Genomic DNA, 25,441 nt, shown 5'->3' with positions numbered 1-25,441 from the left:
ACCTACCCCTTCGAATAGCCTATGCCGGCACATAGAAAGTTTTGGGAAAAAAACCTTCTCGTAACGTGGGGTCGCAAGATTATAGAGAAGTCGGGGTCAAAGATCGACCCCTTTATGTGATTTGTACCCGGTTTTACCCCGGTAAATGCTCTCGCTTCAAATACTCCTCGCTCTGCATCTCCTGCAGGCGGGATAGACAGCGTTGAAACTCGAATTTCAACCGTTCGCCCTGATAAATGTCATACAGGGGCACCGCTGCGCTGACCACCAGTTTAACGTGACGTTCATAGAACTCATCCACCAACGCGATAAACCGCCGCGCCTCGCTTTCCATCAGCGACGTCATCACCGGCACATCAAACAGCATCACGGTATGAAACAATCGCGAGAGCGCAATATAATCATGCTGGCTGCGCGCATCCACGCACAGCGTCGTAAACGAAGCCGCCAGGGTCTGATTTTCTACCCCTAATGTCGACAACGGACGATGGTTTATCTCCAGAGTTGGCGTCTGCTCGCGCTTCGCGCCCGCCAGAGCCTGCCAAAGCTTATCCATTTGTTGCTGAGTCTCGGTATTGAGCGGCGACAGCCACAGGTGCGCCTGGGTCAGCGTGCGCAAACGGTAATCAATACCGGCATCAACGTTCATTACATCACAATGCTGTTTAATAGCGTCAATAGCGGGCAGGAAACGGGCGCGCTGGAGGCCATTACGGTACAGCTCGTCAGGAGGGATGTTCGACGTGGCAACCAGGGTAATGCCGCGAGCGAACAGCGCTTTCATCAAGCCGCCCAGCAGCATCGCATCGGTAATATCAGAAACAAAAAACTCATCGAAACAGAGCACGTCAGTTTCGGCTTTAAAACGGTCGGCAACTATCTCCAGCGGGTCGCTGTGCCCTTGCAGATGGGTTAATTCTTCATGAACACGCAGCATAAAGCGATGAAAATGCAGACGTTGTTTACGTCCACCTGGCAGGCTTTGATAGAACATATCCATCAACCAGGTTTTCCCCCTTCCTACGCCCCCCCACATATAGAGCCCGCGCACAGCCACCGTTTCGGCAACCGGCTCGCGCTTGCCCAACAGCTTGCCGAATTTTGCCCGCAGACCGCCATTGTTTTGCGGCGCGACAGACGGCTTATTCTGCAATTCATGATAAATGGTATCAAGGCGGCTAACCGCCTCTTGCTGAACGTCGTCGGGCTGATGACTGCCCTCTTTGAGAGCGGAAAGGTAACGCGATGTTGGCGACAGGCTTTGCATGATCTTATTGTTATTCCTTGAAAACCGTAATGCTGGAGCTCACGATTGACGAAAAAAAGGCCGTTCTACACTACGCGATGATACGCCAGGATTCCACTTCTGTGGGATTAGCGGTTATAGTGGCACTATCGGGCGCAGGCGGAGAGCCTAACAGCCACCCTACGGAACCACAAAACAACGGGAGATGTTCATGACCTGGGAATATGCGCTAATTGGGCTAGTCGTCGGTATTATCATTGGTGCCGTGGCAATGCGTTTTGGTAACCGCAAATTACGCCAACAACAGGCGCTGCAATTCGAACTGGAAAAGAATAAAGCAGAGCTGGAAGAGTACCGTGAAGAGCTGGTAAGCCATTTTGCTCACAGCGCTGAATTACTCGATAATATGGCGCATGACTACCGCCAGCTGTATCAGCATATGGCGAAAAGCTCCAGCAACCTGCTGCCAGCGAGCATGGCGGACGCCAATCCGTTCCGTAATCGTCTGGAAGAGTCGGAAGCCGGTAACGATCAGGCTCCGGTCCAGATGCCACGCGACTACTCTGAAGGCGCATCCGGTCTGCTGCGCGGTGGCGCGAAGCGCGACTAATCCTCCAGCGGCAGTAAAAATATTGTCCGGGCGCCCCCTCAGCGCCCGTCTCCATCTCTCATCCCGGCTACAATTTAAACATTGACCACATTGTTACCTGATCGAAAATTCAATAACATCAGGCCATTCGGGACGTTTCCCATACACCTCAGGTTACGAGAGCCAGCATCTAATGAAGAAACAGACTTTGCTGTTGAGTGCGTTAGCGTTAAGCATTGGGTTGTCGTTGTCCGCCTTACCTCCGGCTGCAGCGTCATTACCAACACAGGTACCGGGCCAGGGCGCATTGCCAAGCCTTGCCCCGATGCTGGAAAAAGTGTTGCCAGCGGTGGTGAGCGTACAGGTTGAGGGTACGGCCTCTCCGGCACAGAATATGCCGGAAGAGCTGAAGAAGTATTTTGGCGACAATGCCCCACAAGAGCAGGCGCAGCCGTTTGAAGGTCTGGGTTCTGGCGTCATCATCGATGCAGCGAAAGGCTATGTGTTGACCAATAATCACGTCATCAACCAGGCGCAGAAAATTAGCGTCCAGCTCAACGATGGCCGTGAGTTCGATGCCAAACTGATCGGTAGCGATGAGCAAAGCGACATCGCCCTGCTGCAATTACAAAAGCCCAGCAATCTGACGCAAATCGCTATCGCCGATTCCGATAAACTTCGGGTGGGTGATTTCGCCGTCGCCGTCGGTAACCCCTTCGGCCTTGGGCAGACTGCCACTTCCGGGATTATTTCAGCTCTGGGCCGTAGCGGCCTGAACCTGGAAGGGCTGGAAAACTTTATCCAGACCGATGCCTCCATCAACCGCGGCAACTCCGGCGGCGCGCTGCTGAACCTGAACGGCGAGTTGATTGGTATTAATACCGCTATTCTGGCACCAGGCGGCGGCAGCGTCGGTATTGGTTTCGCCATCCCCAGCAATATGGCACAAACCCTCGCTCAGCAGCTTATTCAGTTTGGCGAAATCAAACGCGGCCTGCTGGGTATTAAAGGCATGGAAATGAGCGCGGATATCGCCAAAGCGATGAATCTTGATGTTCAACGCGGTGCCTTCGTCAGCGAGGTTCTACCGAACTCGGGGTCCGCTAAAGCTGGGGTCAAATCTGGCGACGTTATCGTTAGCTTGAATGGCAAATCGCTTAACAGCTTTGCCGAACTCCGTTCGCGTATTGCCACCACCGAACCGGGGACCAAAGTGAAGCTAGGGTTACTGCGCGATGGTAAGCCCGTCGAGGTCGAGGTCACGCTGGATAAGAGCACTTCTTCTACCGCCAGCGCTGAACTTATCATTCCTGCCTTGCAGGGAGCGTCGTTAAGCGATGGGCAGATGAAAGATGGGACCAAAGGCGTCGCCATTGATAACGTGGATAAAGGAAGCCCTGCCGCGCAAGCGGGTCTGCATAAAGACGACATTATTATCGGCCTCAACCGCGAGCGAGTACACTCCATCGCTGAGCTGAGGAAAGTTCTGGAAAGCAAACCGGCGGTTATTGCGCTGAACGTCATTCGCGGCAACGAAAGTATCTATCTGCTGCTGCGCTAAGCCTCTTTCCGGACATCGCGCGCAGTGCGATGTCCGGACAAGTCGTGTTATGCTGCGCCTGTCCATCCATCAACGATATCGGCATCATGTCTGGAAAGCTTTTACGTTCGATACTCATCGGCCTGATCGTCGGGGGTCTGCTGCTGGCCATTATGCCTTCGCTGCGCCAATGGCAGCTTTCGCCGACCACGCAATACGATAGCGCGGATGAATCCCCCGCCAGCTATAATCCTGCTGTACGCCGCGCCGCGCCTGCAGTGGTGAACGTGTATAACCGCGCCCTTAACAACACCAGCCAAAATCAGCTAACTCTTGGTTCCGGCGTGATAATGGACCAACGTGGCTACATTCTGACGAATAAACACGTTATCAACGATGCGGATCAGATAATCGTCGCGTTGCAGGATGGTCGGGTTTTTGAAGCGCTGCTGGTTGGCTCAGATACCCTCACCGATCTGGCGGTATTAAAAATCAACGCCAGTAGCGGCCTGCCGGTCATCCCGATTAACCCAAAACGCGTGCCGCATATCGGTGATGTGGTGCTGGCGATTGGTAACCCTTATAACCTCGGGCAAACCATTACCCAGGGGATTATCAGTGCCACCGGTCGTATCGGCCTGAACCCGACCGGACGCCAGAACTTCCTGCAAACCGATGCCTCAATCAACCACGGTAACTCCGGTGGCGCTCTGGTGAACTCCCTGGGCGAACTTATGGGTATCAACACCCTGTCATTTGATAAAAGTAACGATGGCGAAACGCCTGAAGGGATCGGTTTTGCTATTCCTTTCCAATTGGCAACTAAGATCATGGATAAGCTGATCCGCGATGGTCGCGTCATTCGCGGCTACATTGGCATCAGCGGTCGCGAAATTGCGCCTTTACATGCTCAGGGCGGAGGCGGCATCGATCAGCTTCAGGGGATCGTGGTGAATGATGTTGCGCCGGAAGGCCCAGCCGCCCAGGCCGGGATCCGCGCCAACGACGTGATTATTTCGGTTAACGATAAACCTGCAGTGTCAGCTCTGGAAACGATGGATCAGGTGGCGGAGATTCGCCCGGGTTCGGAAATTCCGGTGGTGATTATGCGTGACGATAAGAAAATCACCCTGCATATCGCCGTACAGGAATATCCGGCGACCAATTAACAGGCTCCCCGGAAGGGGAGCGTTGTTTTCTATAGACAAAAAAGCCGGAACACAGGTTCCGGCGTATCTTTTCGTGAAATGTTATTTATTCACAAAATCCTCACCGAGGGCGATATCTTTCTTCAGCGTATCCAGCATCCCTTCCAGAGCCTGTTGCTCGAAGGCGCTGAGTTTGCCAACAGACCGACGCTCTTCTACGCCATTTTTACCCAACAGCAGCGGCTGTGAGAAGAAGCGGGCATATTGGCCATCGCCTTCAACATAAGCGCATTCTACAACTCCTTTCTCACCTTGCATTGCGCGAACCAAAGAGAGGCCGAATCGCGCTGCTGCCTGGCCCATCGATAGCGTCGCTGAACCACCACCGGCTTTTGCTTCAACAACTTCGGTCCCGGCGTTTTGAATGCGCTTAGTCAAATCAGCAACTTCCTGTTCGCTAAAGCTCACGCCAGGAATTTGTGATAATAAAGGAAGAATGGTCACGCCAGAGTGGCCGCCAATAACCGGCACTTCAACGTCTGATGAAGATTTGTCTTTCAGCTCAGCGACAAACGTATTTGAACGGATAATATCCAGCGTCGTGACGCCAAACAGCTTGTTCTTATCATAAACGCCAGCTTTTTTTAGCACCTCGGCCGCAATCGCCACCGTCGTATTCACCGGGTTGGTAATAATCCCAACGCAAGCTTGCGGGCAGGTTTTGGCGATCTGTTGCACCAGATTTTTCACAATCCCGGCGTTAACGTTAAATAAATCGGAGCGATCCATGCCGGGCTTACGCGCGACACCTGCGGATATCAGCACCACATCAGCACCTTCCAGTGCCGGGGTTGCGTCTTCACCGGAAAAACCTTTGATTTTTACATCGGTAGGGATATGGCTAAGATCAACCGCCACGCCCGGAGTTACCGGAGCAATGTCGTACAACGAGAGTTCTGAACCTGAAGGCAGTTGGGTCTTAAGTAGTAGGGCAAGCGCCTGGCCAATTCCACCAGCGGCGCCGAGGACTGCAACTTTCATCCTAAACTCCTTATTATGGTTAAAATAGTCTTTCGTTACTCCGTCGCCTGGACCTTAATTCACAAGATGAACAATTACAATAATTATGGCTGAAGAATGCGTGGTCGTGCGCAGCGATGCAACAGCTTCGCATTTTCCTCCCTGAGACTGACCATCCAGCAAAGCGTAGTACCGGATCGACTGTTGGTTACAATACACCCAGCGCATTGGGCAGAACAACATCATTTAATAACATTTCATTTACTTTTGTAGCAATTTGCGTGCCGTGACGCAGGCATGTTCCTTATTAGGGTTATTTGCTAAAATATGCCCCCTTCATAACATTATTTACGCTTCTCCCCTGCGGATTATTTGCATAAAAATGCATGGTTATGCATAATGATGTTGTTTTTACCACCATAATTGGGTGACTTATGCGAAGTTCGGCGAAACAAGAAGAACTGGTTAAAGCGTTTAAAGCGCTGCTTAAAGAAGAAAAATTCAGCTCTCAAGGTGAAATCGTACAGGCGCTACAAGAGGAAGGCTTCGATAATATCAATCAATCGAAAGTCTCGCGTATGCTCACGAAATTTGGCGCAGTGCGTACGCGTAACGCCAAAATGGAGATGGTGTACTGCCTGCCTGCCGAGCTTGGCGTCCCGACAACCTCCAGCCCGCTAAAAAATCTGGTGCTGGATATCGACTATAACGATTCGGTTGTCGTCATCCATACCAGCCCTGGCGCAGCGCAGCTGATTGCCAGACTGCTGGACTCTTTAGGCAAGGCTGAAGGTATTCTTGGCAGCATTGCAGGTGACGATACTATCTTTACCACCCCAGCCAGAGGTTTTAGCGTTAAAGATTTGCATGACGCCATTCTCGTCCTGTTTGAACAAGAACTCTAAGCTTCTTCCCTCTGGTTAACTCCAGAGGGTTTACTCTCAAAAAATCAGCATTTCTTTAACATTTAGTGTGCTTTTCCACTTCTATACATTCCTTTACCTAATGAATCCCCCTGAAGCGCACAAAAGATCAAATAACCATATCCATATGATTTTATTAACTATAAAAGTCAGTCATGACCAAAGCCTGACATTTCTAATTCTTATACGTTATAAAGAAGACATTTCTTTGTAATTATTTACAAGAACAACAATTAGCACGGTATTAATATTTTCAGTGATTAGTGTATACTTGATTTTGTGATGAGGGTCACGAAACAAAGACCCCCAATAAAAAGATTCGACGAGGTCAACATCATGAAAATCAAAACCGCTGTAGCAGCATTGAGCATGCTTTCCGTTCTGTCCTTCGGCGCTTTTGCCGCTGATTCTATTAACAGCGAGCAAGCTCAAGGCCGTCAGGCAATCGGCACCATTTCCGTCGGCGCGGTAAGTGCTTCCCCGATGGACATGCACGAAATGCTGAATAAGAAAGCTCAAGAAGAAGGCGCTTCCTCCTATCGCATCATTGAAGCGCGTACTGGTGACCACTGGCATGCAACTGCAGAACTTTATAAATAAGATTTAACAATTGTCGGTCATTAGCTGAAATACAGAATATCCCCCAGCGGCCTGAGTGCATTGAGACCTCCCGCCGCTGAAAACAATATGATTGGAGTAAAGATTATGAAAAGCGCAATTATCATCGCATCCCTGGGCCTGGCTTCCGTACTCTCTTTTGGCGCGAACGCTGCCGTCAATCAAGTTAACGCTGAGCAGGCACAAAATCTGCAATCTATGGGTACCGTTTCCGTTTCTCAAGTAGGTAGCGCCCCAATGGATATGCGTCAGGAGCTGGCGGCTAAAGCCGAGAAAGAAGGTGCCAGCAGCTACCGTATTATTGAAGCTCGTACTGGTGACAGCTGGCATGCTACTGCTGAGCTGTACAAATAAACCCTCGTCGTCTCATCTGACGACTTGCCCCCGCCTGTTGGGGGCTTTTTTTTGTCTCTGTCGTGCGTTAAAACGCAAGTTCCCTTCCAGCCCTTCTTCCGCTTCATCAAATACTAAAGCGTCTACGCTGCTTATCGCCGGGTGGCGGTTAGCTATTGATCAGTACATGCTGGTATTTATGCAGCATCTCCACCAGCCTGCGCACGGGTTCCGTCACTTGCGGTGATGCTTCCCAGTGCTGTAGCTTTTCCTGATAGATATTGAGTTCATCTAACAGTCTGGCGAAATAATATCGACGTTTATCATCGCTACCGGCAGAAATAACGCGATCGGCTGTACGCCGTAGCTGCCGATGAAACCCAGACAGGTCGTCGTTTATCGGTACAGGTGCATCACGCAGACGTTGATGGGCAATAATCAAGGTCAGCGCCAGACGAAAACGCGCGATATCACCAGGAAACTTATTCAGCAGTAAAAAAAGTTGGCGATACAGCGCCGGCAGATGGTTCTCCTTGCGTCGCGCCGTATTGGTCGTCAGCGACGAAACCGCCGCCGATACAAACTGGTTTAATAGCACGCGTCCGGTACGTGCCTGTGAATTATCGCGGACCAGCAAGATCACCATCAGCGCGAGGAAACACCCCACGATCTGCCCTAAAGCGCTATCAAGGAACTGGCTAAACTCAAACTTCATCGGGTTATCGAGCACCAGAATATTGATTGTACTGGCCAGCGCCCCCAGCGAGCCCAGACGCCGCTTTTGCACCTCAATGCCGATAAAGAACGCCATCACGGCAAGGCTAATACACAGCAGCAGCATGCTTTGCTGCGTCGCGGGCATAATCACGAGGAAAAACAGCGCACCCAGCGGTAAAGCTGCCAACGTGCCGTAGAGGAAATCGATAGCCACCATCCGGGGATTAGGCAAACGCATCGCCAGCGCGGTGACCACCGCAATCATGACCATCGCCCCACTACCTGAAGTCCAGCCAGTCCACAGCCAGAACAGCGTCCCGAGAATACAGGAGATAGATGTACGCCAGAAGTTAACCATTGCATGATGGCGCTCGGCAGATTCAGCCTTAACCACCACTTCGCCCTGAAGAACTTCATTTTCAATACGGCTGATTTTGGTATTGCTGACCACTCCGCGCTTCAATAACAGATAGCGCGTCGCGGCTCCCACCCAACTGTAAATCGTCACCGGGGTATTATGCTCCCCCTTCCAGGTCAGAAAGCGGCGCATTCGTTTTAGCTGCCGGTGAACGTCCTGCACGTTTTCAACTGGTTCAGCAAACAGTTCACGATAGTCATCGGTGACCATTTCAGGGCGCGTATTCTGAATCAGGTAGGTTTCGCAAGCCTGGGTAATCAGGGTCAGAGAAAGAGTATTGATCGCCTTCAGGCGCTGATTCACTTTTGCCCAGCGCGAGGACTCCATAATCAGGTTCCCACGCATACCTTCCAGCGCGTTAGTGCGACGAACCAACGCGCTCCAGGCTTTATCGACTTCTTCTTTATCGCCATGCGCCACGCAAAGCTGCATCAGGCAATATTGATCAATCAGCAGATTATCCAGCTCAAGATCGATCTCTTTTTTAATCGAACGCGGTGAAAACAGCAGGTCGGCTACGATAGCGCTGACGATACCAACAACAATCTCACTGCATCTTTCGACGGCAAACTGCGGCGCTAGCATCGGCTCTGCGTGAATGGTAATGATGATGATAAGTGCGGTATAGCCCGCCAGTCCCCAGGCATAGGAGTTCTCGACACGTACCAGCGATGAGATCCAGGTACAAAAGCCCGCCCATAGACAGCAGACCAACATCATCAGCAACGGGGCACGGATCATCACAATGATGATCGCAAGCGCGGCGATACAACCAATAAAGGTGCCGACAATACGCAGCATCCCGCGATAGCGAATCGCACCAGAATAGGGTTCTCCCCCGGCAGCAAAAGCTGGGCCAGCGGCAACAATAGCCGCAGTGAGCACCGCCCAACGCGGCGTTTCCAGTTGGAAATGAAAACCGACGAATAACGCCAGAACCACCGCAGATGCTAATTTGACGGCAAAACGGAGATGCCGGGGTTCAATGCTAAAGATCCCCATGACGATTAACCGAACTCACGCAGGCGCATAGCCAGTTTCTGGAAGAAGTTTGCCTGGCTGGTATCGCGATCTTCTTTGCCTGTAATGACAACCGTCGCGGTGGTTCCCGCAGGCCAGAGGTTCCCCTGCTGCTGATCAAGATGAATACGTACCGGCACACGCTGCGCCAGGCGTACCCATTCAAGATTGGAATCGATAGAGGCCATCCCTTTTGCATCGCTGCTGCTGCTGGCGTTAGTCACCCCAGCAGCAATACTGTCCACAGTACCTTTAATCGTGTGCCCGCTTCCCAGCGGGGTGATTTCAGCACGATAGCCAAGGCGCACACCCTCAAGTTTGGTCTCTTCAAGATAAGCCATGACGTAGAAAGAGTTCTGTTTCACCAGCGCCACCGCGGTAGAACCCCGGGTAATAAACTCACCGCTATAGACGTTCAGGTTAGTCACCCAGCCGTCTGCCGGGGCGCGGATCACCGTGCGATCCAGATCGAGCTTCGCCAGATCGCGGTTCGCCATCGCTTTCGCCAACTGATGTTCAACGGTTTGCAGGACGTTATTCGCCTGGTCTATCTCTTCGCGAGACATCGCCTGCACGCCAAGACGGTTACGGCGGCCAGCCTCAACGCGCTTCTCCTGCGCCAAAGTCTGGTAATAGGAGACATCGGCTTCAGCTTCGGCTAATGCTTTCTGGTAACGAGGTTGGTCAATAACGAACAAAACCTGGTCTTTCTTAACCAGTTGGTTATCCTTAATACCCACCTGCGAAATCAGCCCTGAGACATCCGGGGCGATGGCCACGATATCCGCACTAAATCGCGCATCGCGCGTCCAGGGCGAGGCGGTGTAATACACCCATGCGCGAAAAATTGCGATAAATGCGAGGATAACCAGTATCACAGTGATTGCGGTACGGAGGATATTTCTTGTTAGTGTTTTCACATCGACCTCAAACGAACAAACGCGATATCAGATAAAACAGGCAGCAATATAGCGCGGTATTAAACAGCGCCGGGTGCCAGACAAAATCATAAATGCCGGTTGGAACCAGCAGGCGGTGCACCAGCCAGAAGATGGCTAGAGACAATAGCAATTCAAAGAAGATCGGCGGAAACGACAAGCCGAAAATCACAATGACAGGAAACAGACTCATGATGACCTTGATAAGAAGCGTACAGGTGGCAAGCTGTGATGAATTTATTATGTAGCTAACAGTATATTAGCGTAATCATTGCAGCCTTATCTATATTGTGTGATCTAAATCACTTTTAAGCCAGAGTGAATAATGGAACGACTAAAACGTATGTCCGTTTTCGCCAGGGTGGTGGAACTAGGTTCTTTTACCGCCGCGGCTCGCCAGCTCCAGATGAGCGTTTCTTCCATCAGTCAGACTGTAGCCAAACTGGAAGATGAGCTGCAGGTTAAGCTGCTCAACCGCAGCACTCGCAGCCTTGGTTTAACAGAAGCAGGGAAAATCTACTACCAGGGCTGCCGGCGAATGCTGTTCGAAGCCCAGGATGTCCATGAGCAGCTATACGCTTTTAACAACACGCCTATCGGTACGCTGCGCATCGGTTGTTCTTCAACTATGGCACAGAATGTCCTGGCTCGCATTACCGCCGAAATGCTCAAAGAGTATCCCGGGTTGTCGATAAACCTGGTGACCGGCATCCCTGCCCCAGACTTGATTGCTGACGGCCTGGACCTGGTGATTCGCGTGGGAGCCTTGCAGGATTCCAGCCTGTTTTCCCGTCGCCTGGGGTCGATGCCGATGGTGCTCTGTGCCGCGAAAAGCTACCTCCATCAGGCTGGATGTCCGGAAAAACCCGCAGATCTTGCCAGCCACTCCTGGCTTGAGTACAGCGTCCGCCCGGATAACGAGTTTGAAATCATCGCCCCGGAAGGGATCTCAACCAAGCTGATCCCGCAGGGACGCTTTGTGACTAACGATCCGATGACCCTGGTGCGCTGGCTTACGGCGGGTGTCGGCGTAGCTTACGTTCCGCTGATGTGGGTGATCGAGGAGATCAATCGTGGCGAACTGGAGATCCTGCTGCCGAGCTACCAGTCCGATCCGCGTCCAGTTTATGCACTCTATACCGAGAAGGACAAACTCCCCCTGAAGGTACAGGTGTGTATTAACTCTCTGACGGAATATTTCGTTGAGGTGGCAAAAATTTACCAGGGCATGCACGGGCGCGGAATCGCCCGTTAAGTTAATTTGCGCTTTCGCGGGGTGCGAAAGCGCATTGGGACGTATCAGGCAGTACCGCCGACGGTGAGTTTATCCACTTTGAGCGTTGGCTGGCCGACACCAACAGGCACGCTCTGGCCCTCTTTTCCGCAGACGCCAACGCCGCTGTCCAGCTTCAGATCATTGCCGACCATCGAAATCTGCTGCATCGCTTCAATCCCGGAGCCGATAAGCGTCGCCCCCTTCACCGCTTTCGTTACTTTCCCTTTTTCGATCAGGTAGGCTTCAGAAGTAGAGAAGACAAATTTCCCGGAAGTAATATCTACCTGACCGCCGCCGAAGTTCGGTGCGAAGATACCGTAATCAACCGATTCGATAATCTCCTGCGGCGTGGATTTCCCCGCCAGCATGTAAGTGTTGGTCATGCGCGGCATCGGCAGATGCGCGTAGGATTCGCGACGACCGTTGCCGGTTGGCGCTACGCCCATCAGGCGAGCATTGAGCTTGTCCTGCATATAGCCTTTCAGGATGCCATTTTCGATCAGCACGTTATACTGGCCCGGCGTGCCCTCATCGTCGATAGCGACGGAACCACGACGATCGGCAATCGTACCATCATCAACTACGGTACACAGTTCTGAAGCCACCAGTTCGCCCATATGGCCGCTGAAGACTGAGGTCCCGCGACGGTTAAAGTCACCTTCCAGACCGTGGCCCACCGCTTCATGCAGCAGTACGCCAGGCCAGCCCGCGCCCAGTACCACTGGCAGCATCCCGGCAGGTGCGGCAACGGCCGTCAGATTCACCAGCGCCATACGCACGGCCTCTCTCGCCCAGGCATCGGCGCGCACTTCACCATCCTGAGAGGCAAGGAAATAATCATAGCCGAAGCGACCGCCGCCACCGCTGGCACCACGCTCGCGTTTACCATCTTCCTCCACCAGCACGCTGACGGAAAGGCGAACCAACGGACGCACATCAGCCGCTAGCGTGCCATCCGTCGCGGCGACCAAAATTAATTCGTAGACACCTGTCAGACTGGCGGAAACTTCCTGCACCCGTTTGTCGGCGGCACGGGCGGTTTTGTCCACCCGACGCAGAATGTCCAGCTTCTCTTCACGGCTCATACTCTGCAGCGGATCGATGCTGGTATAGAGGGAGCTGTATTCTACTGCGCCAAGAGTATGGACTTTGCCATCACCGTGGTCACGCACGATGGTACGGGCCGCCTGCGCACTCTGTTCCAGTGCCAGTCGACTAATTTGGTCGGCATAGGCAAAGCCGGTTTTTTCGCCGCTCACCGCACGAACGCCGACGCCCTGGTCAATATTGTACGAACCATCTTTAATGATGCGATCTTCCAGAACCCAGGACTCGTGATAGCTCGACTGAAAATAGAGATCGCCGTAATCCAGACGGCGCTCGGCCAGTTGGCCAAGAATGGCAAACAGATCCTGATGATTCAGGCCATTTGCCGACAATAATTGTTCACTTACCAGGTTCAGACTCATCGTTATGCTACTCGTTTGTTGCCGCCTTTAAGGCGGAAATAGATACCCTAAATAGTTCAAGTTGCAGGAAGGCGGCAAGCAAGAGAATCCCCAAGAGCATAGATAACTATGTGACTGGGGTGAACGAGCGTAGCCAACGCATCTGCGGCTTGAAATATAACGGGTATAGAACGCTATCTATTGAGAGTGCGATAATTACGCACAATCGTCAAATCATTGCTTTTTGTCGCTCCGCGCCTGGCGCAGGACTTCATTAATTTGCGGCTGATCGATAGGGCCGGTGATGCGATAGCGCAAAATCGAGACCTTGTTCCACAACGGCCCCAGCACCTTGCTGGCGGCAAAGACCGCGGCACCGATAATCGGGTTAACGGCAAAGGCCGCCGCAACGCCTACGGTGGCGGAAATTTCCGGCGCCACCACGGCCTGCAGGTCCAGCTGGCGACGCACGAGATCGACAGAGCCTTTCATTGCGATATCCGCTTCCAGACCATCAACCAGCGTATCATCGGTATTTATCACGCCGTCTTTAATCCACGCCGTGCTGCGAATCGAATCGAAGTAGAACCCTTCGCTAAACGTATCGCTAAAGTCGAAACGTAACTTACGCAGCAGCGCATCAACGCTCAGCAGACGCAGAAGCTGACCAGCATGACCGGTGCTCAGGTCGGTAAACTCACCTTTTCCAAGATGGCTTTTTAAGATTCCGTTAAGCGAGGCAACGTCCGGCTGCCACGGCGGCGCGCGCCAGTGCAGGTCATAATCGATATCGAATGCAGAGCCTTTTACCGGAGTTGATACGCCAAAGAAATTCACGAAATCATCGGTTTTATTACCGTGCAGCTTACCTTTTAGCGAGGTCCGTACGCCGCTCGGGGCACTAACCCACACGCCATCGGTAGTCAGGCGACCAAAACCGGTATCCACCAGTCCGTTCGCCAGCGTCAGGGTATCGCCGCTAATATTGAAATCACCCTCGATGCGGCCATATTTTTGCCCCCACAGCCAGCACTCTGCGCAGCGAAGCTGAAGATCCGGCCAGCCGTGGAAATCAATTTTGGTATCAGACAGGGGAGCGCTGGTTTTAGCCGTCTCGCCGCTCTTCGCTGACGTTGGGTTGTAGTAGAGATAACGAATCGCCGCCAGCCACGGGGCATTTTTACGCATCGTCAGCGTTGCATTAATTTCACGCCCCTGAGCTTCAACTTTGGTGCCGCCGGCATCGGGCTGTGAAACAAGGCTGACGTTATTCCAGCTCTGGCCCGCCATCGTTAACGCAGGCGTACGCAGCGTGACCCGCTCCGGGAAGACCATATTACTGCTGACATCGTTTGCTGCTCCCCCCTGGAACAGCGCCAGCCAATGCGCACCGTCCATCGGTGGCATGTTCAGCTCTACACCAGATTGCTCAGGCAGCGGTGAAACGGCTTTACTGTCAGAGGTCAAAATAGCGCGGTCCAGGGTTAACTTATTCCCCAACAACCAGCGGCTGTTAATATGGTTTTTTGCGCCAATAGAACCGGTCAGATTGAAGCTGCTTAACCCACCATCAACCTTGATTTTTACTGGCAAAGGTTCACCGGCCTGCTTATTGACTGGTGCAGGTAAGTGACTGCTTACATTCTTCAGATCGCCGTTGATATCAACTTTATAGTTCGCACTGCCGTGATACGGCAGCTCAATCGCCACTTTACCATCCCAGGGCACGCTGCCGCTTAAAGCGCTATCAATCGACTTGGGTAATAAGCCGATACGCGACGGCTGCCAGTTGGCTTTCATCCCGACGTCCACCAGGAACGCCTTTTCGCCCTCAGTGGTCGAAAAATCAATATTCAGCGGCTGATTAAACCAGTTGGCGCTCATCGGCTCGCTTTTCAGATCACCGTTTACAAAGCTGAATTTGCCGGTCAGGTTCTGCAATGTGGTGTCGATAGGCTTGATGAACAGGCTGTTGTTCTTCAACTGAACATCGCCTTTCGCGGTGGTCATCTCGCCGTCCAGCGGGATATCAAGATGTAAGCGAGCGCTCACATTACCATCCAGCTGCAGCTCATCCAGCGCCGCACCCAACGTTTTTTTCAGTGGGGTCTCATTAAAGTAAGGCCCCACCTCTTTACCCGGCCCGTTAACGTCGGCATCAATCAGCAGCTTCTCTCGCGAATAGTCGGGGATAACCGCATCCAGGTTGCTGGCAGTGACTTTACCCAGCATCACCTTATCGGCCTTCATCCATAAACCGTCATTGATAAAGTTGAGGTCGATATTCAGCCCAGTTAGTGCTGGCCAATCAGGCTGGAAAGCAAAGGTGGCGTTCTTAAGCGGCACCGAGACCTGGAACTGGCCTTCATTATGCTTATACGGGAACAGGTGGGGATTACCGCCGTAGGCCAGCGTGGCATCGGTGGCCTGACCGCCTTTAATCGCTCCACTGAGGTAATCGACCAGCGCTTTGCCCATGAGATTTTCCGGGAAGTAGCGCCATGCCTGACCGCCGTCATTGGTACTAATACCGGCCAGAATCCCCAGCCAGGGTTCATCGCCCTGCGGCTGCAGATAGCGGAATCCACCGCGAGCGCGAACACCGGTAGCCTGCACATCAATATCGCGACCATCGAGCATAAAGCCTTTATCATTCTTCACCCAGCTCAGGGTCGCATCGCCTTTGGCAATTTCCAGCGGCGCGCGAAAGACCGTCTCATACGGCATTTTCGCCTGTGTCATGCTGACGTGCAGAGCACCGTTCTCCACGCTCCCGGAAACGTTTCCTGAAAAGTGTTCAGCGCCCGGCAACAGCTTCCACTGCTTCCATGACATATCGCTCCAGTCAGCCTGGAAGCGGGTTTTTTCCGCCGCTTGCAAAGGAATATCCAGCGCCAGAAGATTGATTTTGCCGCTTGGCTGGGTAGTTCGCCAGATTTCGCCCAGCGAAGGAGCCAGCTTGTCGGCCATCGGCTGCAGCCCGGTCAAACCGTTAAGGTTAAGATTGCTGGCGCGAATGCGCAGCTCGTCGCTGCGTTTGCTGTTGTTCCCACCGACATCCTGAGCCGGGATCCACGCCATAGCCAGCGCGCCGCGCGGCCAGGGTTTATCATCAATAGAGATACGCGTATCCGGAATTCGAAAACCCCAGCTTTGATTGTCGCGATAGATATGTGCCGTCAGGTTATCGACCGAAAGATGATGCTTATCTTTATCGCCTTGCCAGCTGGCCCCGCCTTTCTTCAGCCAGACATCGCCGCTGGCAACATCGCCTTTATCGATGGTCATCCAGCCTTCAAGGCTAAACCGTGCGCTCTGCAAGGCAATATTGTCCTGCATCCAGCGCCCAAGCCATGGTTTAACGTCGATATCATCGGCCTGAAGCCAGACGCGCCCCTTATTAAGCAGACCATCTTCGTCGCGCAGATCCATTCGTACCTGCATCACCCCATGCTGGCCGGTCAGGCTGCTGAGGCTAAGCTGTCCTTCTGCACGATGGCGGTTTTTGCCGTTTAGCCAGGTAAGCTGCGGGATTGCCAACTCGGCCCGCTGGCCGGAAATGGTCAGGAAGCTCAGATGGCTATCGCGGAGGATAAAGTGATCAAACTGGCGGAGGAAAAGATCGCTGATACGGTCGGTTTTCAGTCCCTCGCCGCCATCATTGGTTTGGATAGGAGTGTTGGTATGAACCTGTAGCTGCCAGAAAGTGAGATCGCGAAACTGCCAGCGCATATGCAGCAGGCTTTGCCACACATCCAGCGCCAGGGTGACGCGTTTAATGGAGAGTTCACCGCCATCATTCAGGCCAGTCTTAATATCGCGAACATCAAGCGTAGGGCCAAAAGTTTGCCAACTGGCAGTAATTTGCGAGGCATCGACCGGTACGCCAGCAATAGCGGAAATTTTCGCCAGCACCTGGGGACGCCAGGTGTTCAACTGCGGCAACGCGAGACGCAGGCCGCTCACCAGCAGTGCGACGACGACAATCAATGTTGCCGCGGTGAGCAGTAATATCCCGGGCAGTCGCCTCACGCATCTCTCCTTGTCAGCCTTTTACACTTCATCCGTCTGCCTCTCCTAAAAATAGAGGCAAGCAGATGATTACATCATGACCACATCAAACTGCTCTTGATTATAGAGCGGCTCAATTTGCACTTTGACTTGTTTACCGACAAAGATTTCGACTTCCGCCAGCGCATGGGATTCTTCCCCTTTCAGCGTTTCCGCTACCGCAGGAGAAGCATAGACCAGGAAACGATCTGAATCGTAGGCATGATGCACGCGTACGATCTCACGCATAATTTCATAGCACACCGTTTCCACGGTTTTCACCGTGCCGCGGCCATGACAGGTCGGGCACTCATTGCACAGCACGTGCTCCACGCTTTCGCGAGTGCGTTTGCGGGTCATCTCTACCAGGCCAAGCTGAGAGAAACCGTTGATACTGGTTTTTACCCGATCTTTGCTCAGTGCCTGCTCAAGCGAATGCAGCACCCGGCGGCGGTGATCCTCATTGTTCATATCTATAAAATCAATGATGATAATCCCACCGAGATTACGCAGCCGCAGCTGGCGGGCAATGGCCTGCGTCGCCTCAATGTTGGTGTTAAAGATAGTATCATCGAGATTGCGATGGCCAACGAATGCACCGGTATTGATATCAACGGTGGTCATCGCTTCGGTCTGATCGATAATCAGATAACCGCCGGATTTCAGCTCTACTTTACGTTCGAGCGCACGCTGAATCTCATTTTCGACATCAAAGAGATCGAAGATCGGCTGGCGGCCACTATAGTGCTCCAGCTTGTTAGTCATCTCCGGAATATATTCAGCAGTAAACTCGAGCAGCGATTCGTAAGTCAAACGGGAGTCGACGCGAATACGATCGAGCTGTGCATCGGCAAAATCGCGCAGCACACGTTGAGCCAGAGCCAGTTCACCGTACATCTGGTAGCGCGTTTGCTGGCGCTTTTTACGCTCCATGACTTTCGTCCAGACGCGCTTGAGATAGGCAGCATCGGCCGCCATCTCTTGTTCGTGAACGCCTTCCGCCGCCGTACGGATGATAAATCCGCCCTGCTCATCGCAGTAATCGGCCACTACTTTTTTCAGCCGTTCACGTTCAGCTTCGCTTTCAATGCGTTGCGAAACACCAACGTGCGAAGCGCCTGGCATAAAGACCAGATAACGGGAAGGAATGGTGATATCGGTTGTCAAGCGAGCGCCTTTCGTACCGAGGGGATCTTTCACCACCTGCACCATCAGGTCCTGCCCCTGACGCACCAGTTCGGAGATGTCGCGGACGGTAAACTGCTTTTGTTCTTCACCTGCCACACATTCGGTATGCGGCATAATATCGGAAGCGTGCAGAAATGCGGCCTTATCCAGACCAATATCTACAAAAGCCGCCTGCATTCCCGGCAGCACACGGCTGACACGGCCTTTGTAGATATTGCCTACTATCCCACGGCGCGCTTCACGCTCAATATGTATTTCTTGAAGAATACCGCCATCAATATACGCGACACGCGTTTCGGATGGCGTTACGTTAACTAATAATTCAGCTGTCATCTTTATCCCTTTTCTTCACGTAGTGAGTTAAAGTTACTGAGCAACTCATACGTTTCCACCAGCGGTAAGCCGACTACGGCGTGATAGCTGCCATTTATCTTCCTGACGAAACAGCCACCCAGCCCTTGAATACCGTATGCACCTGCTTTGTCTAAAGGTTCGCCACTGGCCACATAGTCGGTAATATCCTGCCCGGAAAGCAGGCGGAAGGTCACCTCTGTTATCACCAGGCAATCCAGCGTCTGCTGCTTATCGGCCAACGCCACGGCCGTCATGACCTGATGGGTTTTCCCGGAAAGCATACGCAGCATTTCTGCGGCGTGTCCGGCATCACGCGGTTTTTCCAACACTTCACCGTTAAGAATGACGATGGTATCCGCCCCCAAAACAGGCAGATCCCGCGGCGCTAACGCCACACCGGCCTGCGCTTTTTCCCGCGCCAGGCGCGAGACGTACTGTTGCGCACTCTCCTGCGCACGACGTTGTTCCTCAATACCAGGAACCAGTCGCTCAAAAGAGAGGCCAAGCTGGGTCAGCAGTTCCTGCCGACGCGGAGAACCTGAAGCCAGATACAGAGTCGTCATATCAACCTTATTGCACTGCAAATTGCTGACGTACTTTACGCATCAGCAGGAAGATCCATGGCCAGAGCACACCGTTTACTACACTACTCCAGAACACTTCCGGACGGAAAGAGACGTTGATCACTAAAAACTCTGCCCAGAAAACAATGATATCCACGGCGAGGGATAACATCACCACCACCAGCGCCTGCTGCCATAGCGCCAGATTGCGGAACAACTGATATTTCAGCGCCACCAGATAAGCCACGATACTTAATGATAGTGCGCGAACGCCAAGCGTAGAGCCGCTGATGAGATCGAGGATCGCCCCCATCACAAAACCCGTGCCGACATTCACCCGATGGGGTAACGCGAGGATCCAGTACAGCAGGATAAGGAGTACCCAATTTGGCCGGTAGACGCTGATGTCCGCCGGCCAGGGCATAATCTGCAGCAATAGCGCAATGAGAAACGAGAGCCAGATAACCCAGCGTCCCTGGCTACGATAGCTTGCCACTATTGCCCCCCTGCAGGCAGAGGTTGCTGAGCCGGAGGCTGCGTTATGCCGGTTGCCGGAGCAGGCATTTGCGGCCCCATAGCATCCGGTGCAGGCAGAACCTGCGGCATCATCTGAGTCAGTCGTTCATTCGCGACGCGATGAACTTCTTCCGGCGTCATCGGGTTAGCGCCGTTGCGATCGGCTCCCCACAACAACAGCAGATAACGTAAACGCTGAAGGCCTGCAGTCGGGCGCGCCTGAATCACCGTATACGCGCGCTGCGTATCCAGCTTCACAGACGAGACCACACCAACTGGATATCCTTCAGGGAAACGACCACCAAGACCTGAAGTCACCAGGACGTCGCCCACACGAATGTCGGTATTGGCTGGCAGATGCTCCAGTTGAAGATCGTCAGTACAGCCATTACCCGCAGCAATCACGCGAATGTCGTTACGCAGTACCTGAATCGGTAGCGCATGCGTCGCGTCGCAAATCAGCAGTACGCGGCTTGTCATCTTCGCCACGGCGACGACCTGACCAACGACGCCTTTATCGCTGATAACCGGCTGACCTTCATAAACGCCGTTAACGCTGCCTTTATCGATAACAACTTGATCGCTGTAAGGATCGTTAACCGTTGAGATGACCTGAGTCACCATTTTTTGCTCGTCCTGGCGCAGCGGAGAACCCAGCAGCTCACGCAGACGCGCGTTCTCCTGTTTGTACTGACCCAGCATCAGTAAGTCGCTGTTCTTCAGCAACAGTTCCTGGCGCAGCGCGCGGTTTTCCAGTTCGAGCTGGTCACGGGTCGCCAGCGTTTGCGATACGCTGTCGAGCAGTTCCCGGGGACCATTAGAGACAAAGTAGAAAGGGCTGACGGCAGTATCCATGTACGTTCGGATTTGACTGAACGTACCAAGGCGGCTGTCGGCGATTATCACGCCAAGCGCCACCAAAACCGCCAGAATAAGGCGAATCTGTAGCGACGGGCCACGGCTAAAAATTGGCTTCATAGGCTATGCGTATTCTCGTGTCAGTTAAGACCGGGGCAGCCGTATGCCAGCCGCCCGGATCTCAGGCTGACTACTCTTCGCTGAACAAGTCGCCGCCGTGCATATCGATCATTTCCAGTGCCTTACCGCCGCCACGAGCGACGCAGGTCAGTGGATCTTCTGCAACTACGACAGGAATTCCTGTCTCTTCCATTAACAGACGGTCGAGGTTGCGCAGCAAAGCGCCGCCGCCGGTCAGAACCATACCGCGTTCGGAGATATCGGAAGCCAGCTCCGGTGGGCACTGTTCCAGGGCAACCATCACCGCGCTAACGATGCCGGTCAACGGCTCCTGTAACGCTTCGAGGATTTCGTTAGAATTTAGGGTAAAGCCGCGTGGAACACCTTCCGCCAGGTTACGCCCGCGAACTTCAATCTCGCGCACTTCATCACCCGGGTAAGCAGAGCCGATTTCATGCTTAATACGTTCTGCGGTGGCTTCGCCGATCAGGGAGCCATAGTTACGACGCACATAATTAATCACGGCTTCGTCAAAACGGTCGCCGCCGATACGTACGGAGGAGGAGTAAACCACGCCATTCAGGGAGATAACCGCCACTTCAGTGGTACCGCCGCCGATATCCACAACCATAGAACCGGTTGCTTCAGAAACCGGTAAGCCAGCACCGATCGCAGCCGCCATCGGCTCTTCAATCAGGAAGACTTCACGGGCGCCTGCGCCCTGCGCGGATTCACGAATAGCACGACGTTCAACCTGGGTCGCGCCAACCGGCACGCAGACCAGTACGCGCGGGCTCGGACGCATAAAGCTATTGCTGTGCACCTGTTTAATAAAGTGTTGAAGCATTTTTTCGGTGACGAAAAAGTCGGCGATAACGCCGTCTTTCATCGGGCGAATAGCAGCGATATTGCCCGGTGTACGCCCAAGCATCTGCTTCGCTTCATGACCAACAGCGGCGACGCTTTTCGGCGATCCGGCACGATCCTGACGAATGGCCACGACGGAAGGCTCATTCAATACGATGCCTTGTCCTTTTACATAGATAAGGGTATTCGCGGTACCCAGGTCAATGGACAGGTCATTGGAAAACATGCCACGAAATTTTTTTAACATACTAAGGGATAATCCTGAAAGCTGGGGCGGAAAACAAAATCCGCTTACTTTACCAACCACGCGCAGCAGCGACAAGGCGAAAAAATCATCTGCTGCGGTGAAAATTAGTGCAGTTCGTTTCCTTTGTTACAAATTTGACTGAGTCCGTCTGATGCTGAAATCTTCAGCAGCGCTCCGCGCTTGAATCTGTAACCTGTCAAAGGTCATGAACTGGCATTTACATTGCGATAATCCGGCAGGTAGACAAGCACACCCCCTTCACTATAGCGCGCGTTATTCTACGTGAAATCACGCTAAACGGCAGATCAAACAGAGTATCTTTGCGAATATTTTTTCACATTTGTGTCAAGTGGCTGTGAGGCGGCAAAAAATTCCCCCTGACCACCGGTGACACCGCATTGAGACAGCACCTGCCACTCGCTACGGCTGAGCACGCCCGTCGCGAAAACCTGAACCGGCATTCCCTTACAGGCTTCAACCAGGCTCTGAACCAGCAGCTGATTCTCACTGCGTTTTTCTATATTTCGCGATAATCCCGAATGCAGCTTAATAACTTCGACGTCAAGCTGCTTGATCCAACTGGTTCCAACCAGCGTCAGACCCGCCTGAACAACGGCCACCCGAATACCTAAAGCATTAATTAGCCGCATAACCGGCTGCAGACGGGCGATATATTGACAAACATCTGCCTCTGCAAGTTCAAAAATAATACGTCGACGCTGCGATTTTTCGCATTGCATCAAAGTATCGCGCAGCCAACGCTGGAATCGCGGGCGAATTAACGACTCAACCGTAATCTGTAAAGCGAGGTTTTCTTCCGGCCAGAAACCTAAAAATGGCAATATTCGGGTAATCTGCAGGCGGTCATACTCTTCTGCTAAACCGAATTGCAGTACCATCGGCATATATTCCGCCGCAATCACTTCTTCTTTACCGTCATAAAGACGGCACATCAGTTCCCGGTGATGGACGCGCCCATCGCGAGTTACGGCGGGTTTCTGGTAGAGTCGCGGCCCGCCTCGGCTAAGCATTTGCTCAATCAGCGTTCGCCAGCGGACGTTACCACGGCCTTTCTCCGGCAAAGAATCATCATAGACTGCCCAACTATTACTGCCTTGCAGTACCGCATTGCGTGTTGCCGCTTCCGCGTGTTCCATCACCTGAGCCGCCGTTTGCCCGCTGCGGAAAGCACAGATACCGATATGCATCATATCGTCGCGATCGAGAATTCGCGTCGGCGGCAAGGCATCCATGGCTTTCAATAACAACCCAGCGATACTGTCCGCCTCTTTTAACGTACGATGTGGGAGCAAAACGGCAAAATCACTCCGGTGATAGCGCGCCAACAGCGCACCGGGATAGCGCATGATAAAAGTAGAGAGCATATTGATGAGCGTAAAGTAATGTTCTTCGGTCGCCCCACGTCCCCAGTTATCGCGCAGTAGATCGAAATCAGGCAGGCGGATCATCATCACGATGCCATATGACCCCACCTTTTCCTGATCTTCGAGCAGCGTCGACAGCTGATTATCAAAGAACAGACGGTTACTTAGCCCGGTTTTTGAGTCCTGCGCGACGTAAGAACGAATCAGCGTATCCATACGGCTTCGCTGATCGCTGGCAAACTGGAGTTCTGATAGCAGCATATCCAGCGCGCTACTAGTGTTAGCTGGCCATTCATGTACCGATCCACGAACCTGCGGCCCACGCTCACCATTAAGAATGCGGGCGGCTCGCAGCTCCAGTAACTCCTGTCCTGCCAGTTGACGGCGGATCCAGCGCACAGAGAAAAAGATGATCAACACCATAAAGCCAATGGCGATAGAGAGCGGCGCGGTGACATGTAGAGAACGGAAATAATTAGCCATCGGATCCAGATAAACCAGATGGATAACCATACCTGGGTGCTTAAGCGATGGCACCGTGATATTGCGGAACTGGTTGCTGCTGCCTAACGGGCGATAATTATCGGTACGTGAATGGCGGTAGACCGATTTGCCATTGAGCTGAAAATCAATGTGCACTACTTCTACCGGCGTCATCAGCTCATCCATCTGCGGTTCGAGCTGGTCAAAAGACATAGAAACCAGGCGGTTATCCAGCATCGTCGCCACAGCCTGGACCCGGTTGGACATTTTGAGCTGAATACCATTATAAAAACTCAGCGAAGAACCAATAAGCGTGACAAAGATAGTCAGGCTAGTCAGTAGCGTGACAAACGCTGAGAATTTCGTCGTTAATCGCATCCCTGTGTTAACTCCGCATGTGAATGACTACCCGACAAACATTCGGGCTCATGTACTGGCACTTAGGCTAAAGTAAGCACTAACTTGCTAAAGAGCGACGCATACTACCAAAGCTGGCGCATCTGGCAATTTATTGCGTTACATCGGTGTCATAATGCCGTTAGCGAGTATAGTCTGCAGAAAAAATTTTCCAATCATCCAACCTATGAGGATCGGCGCATGCAGGCTTTAATCTTAGAACAGCAGGATGGCAAAACAATCTCTTCGGTGCAAACCATTGACGCCAGCCAGTTGCCATCGGGCGATGTGACAGTGGATATCCGATGGTCGAGCCTAAACTATAAAGATGCATTGGCCATCACCGGTAAAGGAAAAATCATCCGTAACTTTCCGATGATTCCTGGCATCGATTTCGCAGGCTCTGTGCACAGTAGCGAAGATCCGCGCTTCCACGCTGGCCAGCAAGTGCTGTTAACCGGATGGGGTGTCGGTGAAAACCACTGGGGCGGACTGGCAGAGCGAGCTCGCGTAAAAGGCGACTGGCTGGTGGCAATGCCTCAAGGTCTGGATGGCCGTAAAGCAATGGCCATTGGCACCGCAGGTTTCACCGCCATGCTGTGCGTGATGGCACTGGAAGATGCCGGTATTCGTCCTGAAGATGGCGAAATCGTGGTGACGGGTGCCAGCGGCGGCGTCGGCAGTACCGCGGTGGCTCTGCTGCATCACCTGGGATATCAGGTAGTGGCGGTGTCCGGTCGCGAAAGTACCCATGAATATCTGAAAAGCCTTGGTGCACAGCGGATCCTGGGCCGTGATGAATTCGCCGAAACCCGCCCACTGGAAAAACAACTGTGGGCCGGTGCCGTAGATACCGTCGGCGATAAAGTGCTGGCGAAAGTGCTGGCGCAAATGAACTACGGCGGATGCGTAGCAGCCTGTGGTCTGGCCGGGGGATTCGCCCTGCCGACAACCGTGATGCCGTTTATTCTGCGCAACGTCCGCCTGCAGGGCGTGGACTCCGTCATGACCCCACCCGCTCGCCGCGCTCAAGCCTGGCAGCGACTGGTTCACGATCTGCCGGAGTCATTCTATGCGCAAAGCGCAACTGAAATTACCCTCGCCGAAGCCCCTGAGTTTGCCGATAAGATAATGGCTAACCAGATTCAGGGCCGCACGCTGGTGAAGATCGCCTAATCTG

The 25,441-nt window shown here is 52.9% G+C and carries 21 protein-coding genes; 8 read left to right on the top strand and 13 right to left on the bottom strand.

What is annotated here, in order from left to right; all coding sequences use genetic code 11:
- Window positions 1-133: 133 nt before the first annotated feature.
- A complete protein-coding gene (zapE, locus tag HV213_RS02875; protein WP_181484706.1) occupies window positions 134-1,267 on the bottom strand; it encodes a cell division protein ZapE in 1,134 nt (377 codons plus the stop codon).
- A 190-nt stretch (window positions 1,268-1,457) separates the two neighbouring features.
- Between zapE and zapG the strand changes: the two genes are divergently transcribed.
- The 3 genes from zapG (at window position 1,458) to degS (ending at window position 4,544) form a co-directional block, all read left to right on the top strand.
- On the top strand, window positions 1,458-1,856 hold the full coding sequence (gene zapG, locus HV213_RS02870; RefSeq protein ID WP_110272824.1) for a Z-ring associated protein ZapG: 399 nt from the start codon (window positions 1,458-1,460) through the stop codon (window positions 1,854-1,856).
- A 172-nt stretch (window positions 1,857-2,028) separates the two neighbouring features.
- Window positions 2,029-3,396 carry a serine endoprotease DegQ gene (gene degQ / locus HV213_RS02865; RefSeq protein WP_112213529.1) on the top strand — a complete coding sequence of 456 codons (1,368 nt, stop codon included), beginning with the start codon at window positions 2,029-2,031 and terminating at the stop codon, window positions 3,394-3,396.
- An 86-nt stretch (window positions 3,397-3,482) separates the two neighbouring features.
- Window positions 3,483-4,544, top strand: coding sequence for an outer membrane-stress sensor serine endopeptidase DegS (gene degS / locus HV213_RS02860; protein WP_142512728.1), 1,062 nt, complete (start codon window positions 3,483-3,485; stop codon window positions 4,542-4,544).
- A gap of 81 nt (window positions 4,545-4,625) precedes the next feature.
- Here the strand turns inward: degS and mdh are convergent, their stop codons facing one another.
- Window positions 4,626-5,564, bottom strand: a complete 939-nt coding sequence (gene mdh, locus HV213_RS02855; RefSeq protein ID WP_181484705.1) for a malate dehydrogenase — start codon at window positions 5,562-5,564, stop codon at window positions 4,626-4,628.
- Window positions 5,565-5,977: 413 nt separating this feature from the next.
- Between mdh and argR the strand changes: the two genes are divergently transcribed.
- From argR to yhcN-B, 3 genes are all read left to right on the top strand, one after another.
- Entirely contained in the window at window positions 5,978-6,448 is a 471-nt protein-coding gene (argR, locus tag HV213_RS02850; RefSeq protein WP_110272821.1) for a transcriptional regulator ArgR, read from the top strand.
- A gap of 354 nt (window positions 6,449-6,802) precedes the next feature.
- Window positions 6,803-7,066, top strand: coding sequence for a peroxide/acid stress response protein YhcN (yhcN, locus tag HV213_RS02845; RefSeq protein WP_110272820.1), 264 nt, complete (start codon window positions 6,803-6,805; stop codon window positions 7,064-7,066).
- A 105-nt stretch (window positions 7,067-7,171) separates the two neighbouring features.
- On the top strand, window positions 7,172-7,438 hold the full coding sequence (gene yhcN-B, locus HV213_RS02840; protein ID WP_049114908.1) for a DUF1471 family stress response protein YhcN-B: 267 nt from the start codon (window positions 7,172-7,174) through the stop codon (window positions 7,436-7,438).
- A 148-nt stretch (window positions 7,439-7,586) separates the two neighbouring features.
- Here the strand turns inward: yhcN-B and aaeB are convergent, their stop codons facing one another.
- Genes aaeB through aaeX form a run of 3 tightly spaced genes read right to left on the bottom strand, consistent with a single transcriptional unit; the run spans window position 7,587 to window position 10,703 of the window.
- Window positions 7,587-9,554 carry a p-hydroxybenzoic acid efflux pump subunit AaeB gene (gene aaeB, locus HV213_RS02835; protein WP_181484704.1) on the bottom strand — a complete coding sequence of 656 codons (1,968 nt, stop codon included), beginning with the start codon at window positions 9,552-9,554 and terminating at the stop codon, window positions 7,587-7,589.
- A 5-nt stretch (window positions 9,555-9,559) separates the two neighbouring features.
- On the bottom strand, window positions 9,560-10,492 hold the full coding sequence (aaeA, locus tag HV213_RS02830) for a p-hydroxybenzoic acid efflux pump subunit AaeA (RefSeq protein ID WP_181484703.1): 933 nt from the start codon (window positions 10,490-10,492) through the stop codon (window positions 9,560-9,562).
- 7 nt (window positions 10,493-10,499) lie between these two features.
- The gene (gene aaeX, locus HV213_RS02825; RefSeq protein ID WP_002918640.1) at window positions 10,500-10,703 is read right to left on the bottom strand and encodes a p-hydroxybenzoic acid efflux pump operon protein AaeX; all 204 of its coding nucleotides are present in this window, start codon (window positions 10,701-10,703) and stop codon (window positions 10,500-10,502) included.
- Window positions 10,704-10,835: 132 nt separating this feature from the next.
- Here aaeX and aaeR point away from each other — a divergent pair, with 132 nt between their 5' ends.
- On the top strand, window positions 10,836-11,765 hold the full coding sequence (gene aaeR, locus HV213_RS02820; protein WP_181484702.1) for an HTH-type transcriptional activator AaeR: 930 nt from the start codon (window positions 10,836-10,838) through the stop codon (window positions 11,763-11,765).
- Between the two features lie 44 nt (window positions 11,766-11,809).
- Here the strand turns inward: aaeR and tldD are convergent, their stop codons facing one another.
- The 8 genes from tldD to csrD form a co-directional block, all read right to left on the bottom strand.
- Entirely contained in the window at window positions 11,810-13,255 is a 1,446-nt protein-coding gene (tldD, locus tag HV213_RS02815) for a metalloprotease TldD (protein WP_181484701.1), read from the bottom strand.
- 213 nt (window positions 13,256-13,468) lie between these two features.
- Complete coding sequence (gene yhdP / locus HV213_RS02810) at window positions 13,469-17,266, bottom strand: AsmA2 domain-containing protein YhdP (protein ID WP_181484700.1); 3,798 nt, start codon at window positions 17,264-17,266, stop codon at window positions 13,469-13,471.
- 69 nt (window positions 17,267-17,335) lie between these two features.
- Entirely contained in the window at window positions 17,336-18,805 is a 1,470-nt protein-coding gene (gene rng / locus HV213_RS02805) for a ribonuclease G (protein WP_110272814.1), read from the bottom strand.
- A gap of 2 nt (window positions 18,806-18,807) precedes the next feature.
- Window positions 18,808-19,389 carry a Maf family protein gene (locus HV213_RS02800; RefSeq protein WP_181484699.1) on the bottom strand — a complete coding sequence of 194 codons (582 nt, stop codon included), beginning with the start codon at window positions 19,387-19,389 and terminating at the stop codon, window positions 18,808-18,810.
- Window positions 19,390-19,396: 7 nt separating this feature from the next.
- Window positions 19,397-19,885: a rod shape-determining protein MreD gene (gene mreD, locus HV213_RS02795; protein ID WP_004139709.1), complete on the bottom strand. Its 489-nt coding sequence runs from the start codon at window positions 19,883-19,885 to the stop codon at window positions 19,397-19,399.
- Window positions 19,885-20,883 (bottom strand): rod shape-determining protein MreC, encoded by a 999-nt coding sequence (gene mreC, locus HV213_RS02790; RefSeq protein ID WP_181484698.1) that lies wholly within the window; start codon window positions 20,881-20,883, stop codon window positions 19,885-19,887. The genes mreD and mreC overlap by 1 nt, the downstream gene beginning before the upstream one ends.
- 70 nt (window positions 20,884-20,953) lie before the next feature.
- A complete protein-coding gene (gene mreB, locus HV213_RS02785; RefSeq protein ID WP_002918653.1) occupies window positions 20,954-21,997 on the bottom strand; it encodes a rod shape-determining protein MreB in 1,044 nt (347 codons plus the stop codon).
- 305 nt (window positions 21,998-22,302) lie between these two features.
- Window positions 22,303-24,243 carry an RNase E specificity factor CsrD gene (gene csrD, locus HV213_RS02780; protein WP_181484697.1) on the bottom strand — a complete coding sequence of 647 codons (1,941 nt, stop codon included), beginning with the start codon at window positions 24,241-24,243 and terminating at the stop codon, window positions 22,303-22,305.
- Between the two features lie 219 nt (window positions 24,244-24,462).
- Here csrD and acuI point away from each other — a divergent pair, with 219 nt between their 5' ends.
- Window positions 24,463-25,437 carry an acrylyl-CoA reductase (NADPH) gene (gene acuI / locus HV213_RS02775; RefSeq protein WP_181484696.1) on the top strand — a complete coding sequence of 325 codons (975 nt, stop codon included), beginning with the start codon at window positions 24,463-24,465 and terminating at the stop codon, window positions 25,435-25,437.
- Window positions 25,438-25,441 lie beyond the last annotated feature (4 nt).

It is taken from the genome of Klebsiella sp. RHBSTW-00484 (assembly GCF_013705725.1).
In the GTDB taxonomy this organism is placed as follows: Bacteria; Pseudomonadota; Gammaproteobacteria; order Enterobacterales; family Enterobacteriaceae; genus Klebsiella.
Note: the sequence above shows the minus strand (reverse complement) of the source record. Positions and strands in the feature narration are given on the sequence as shown.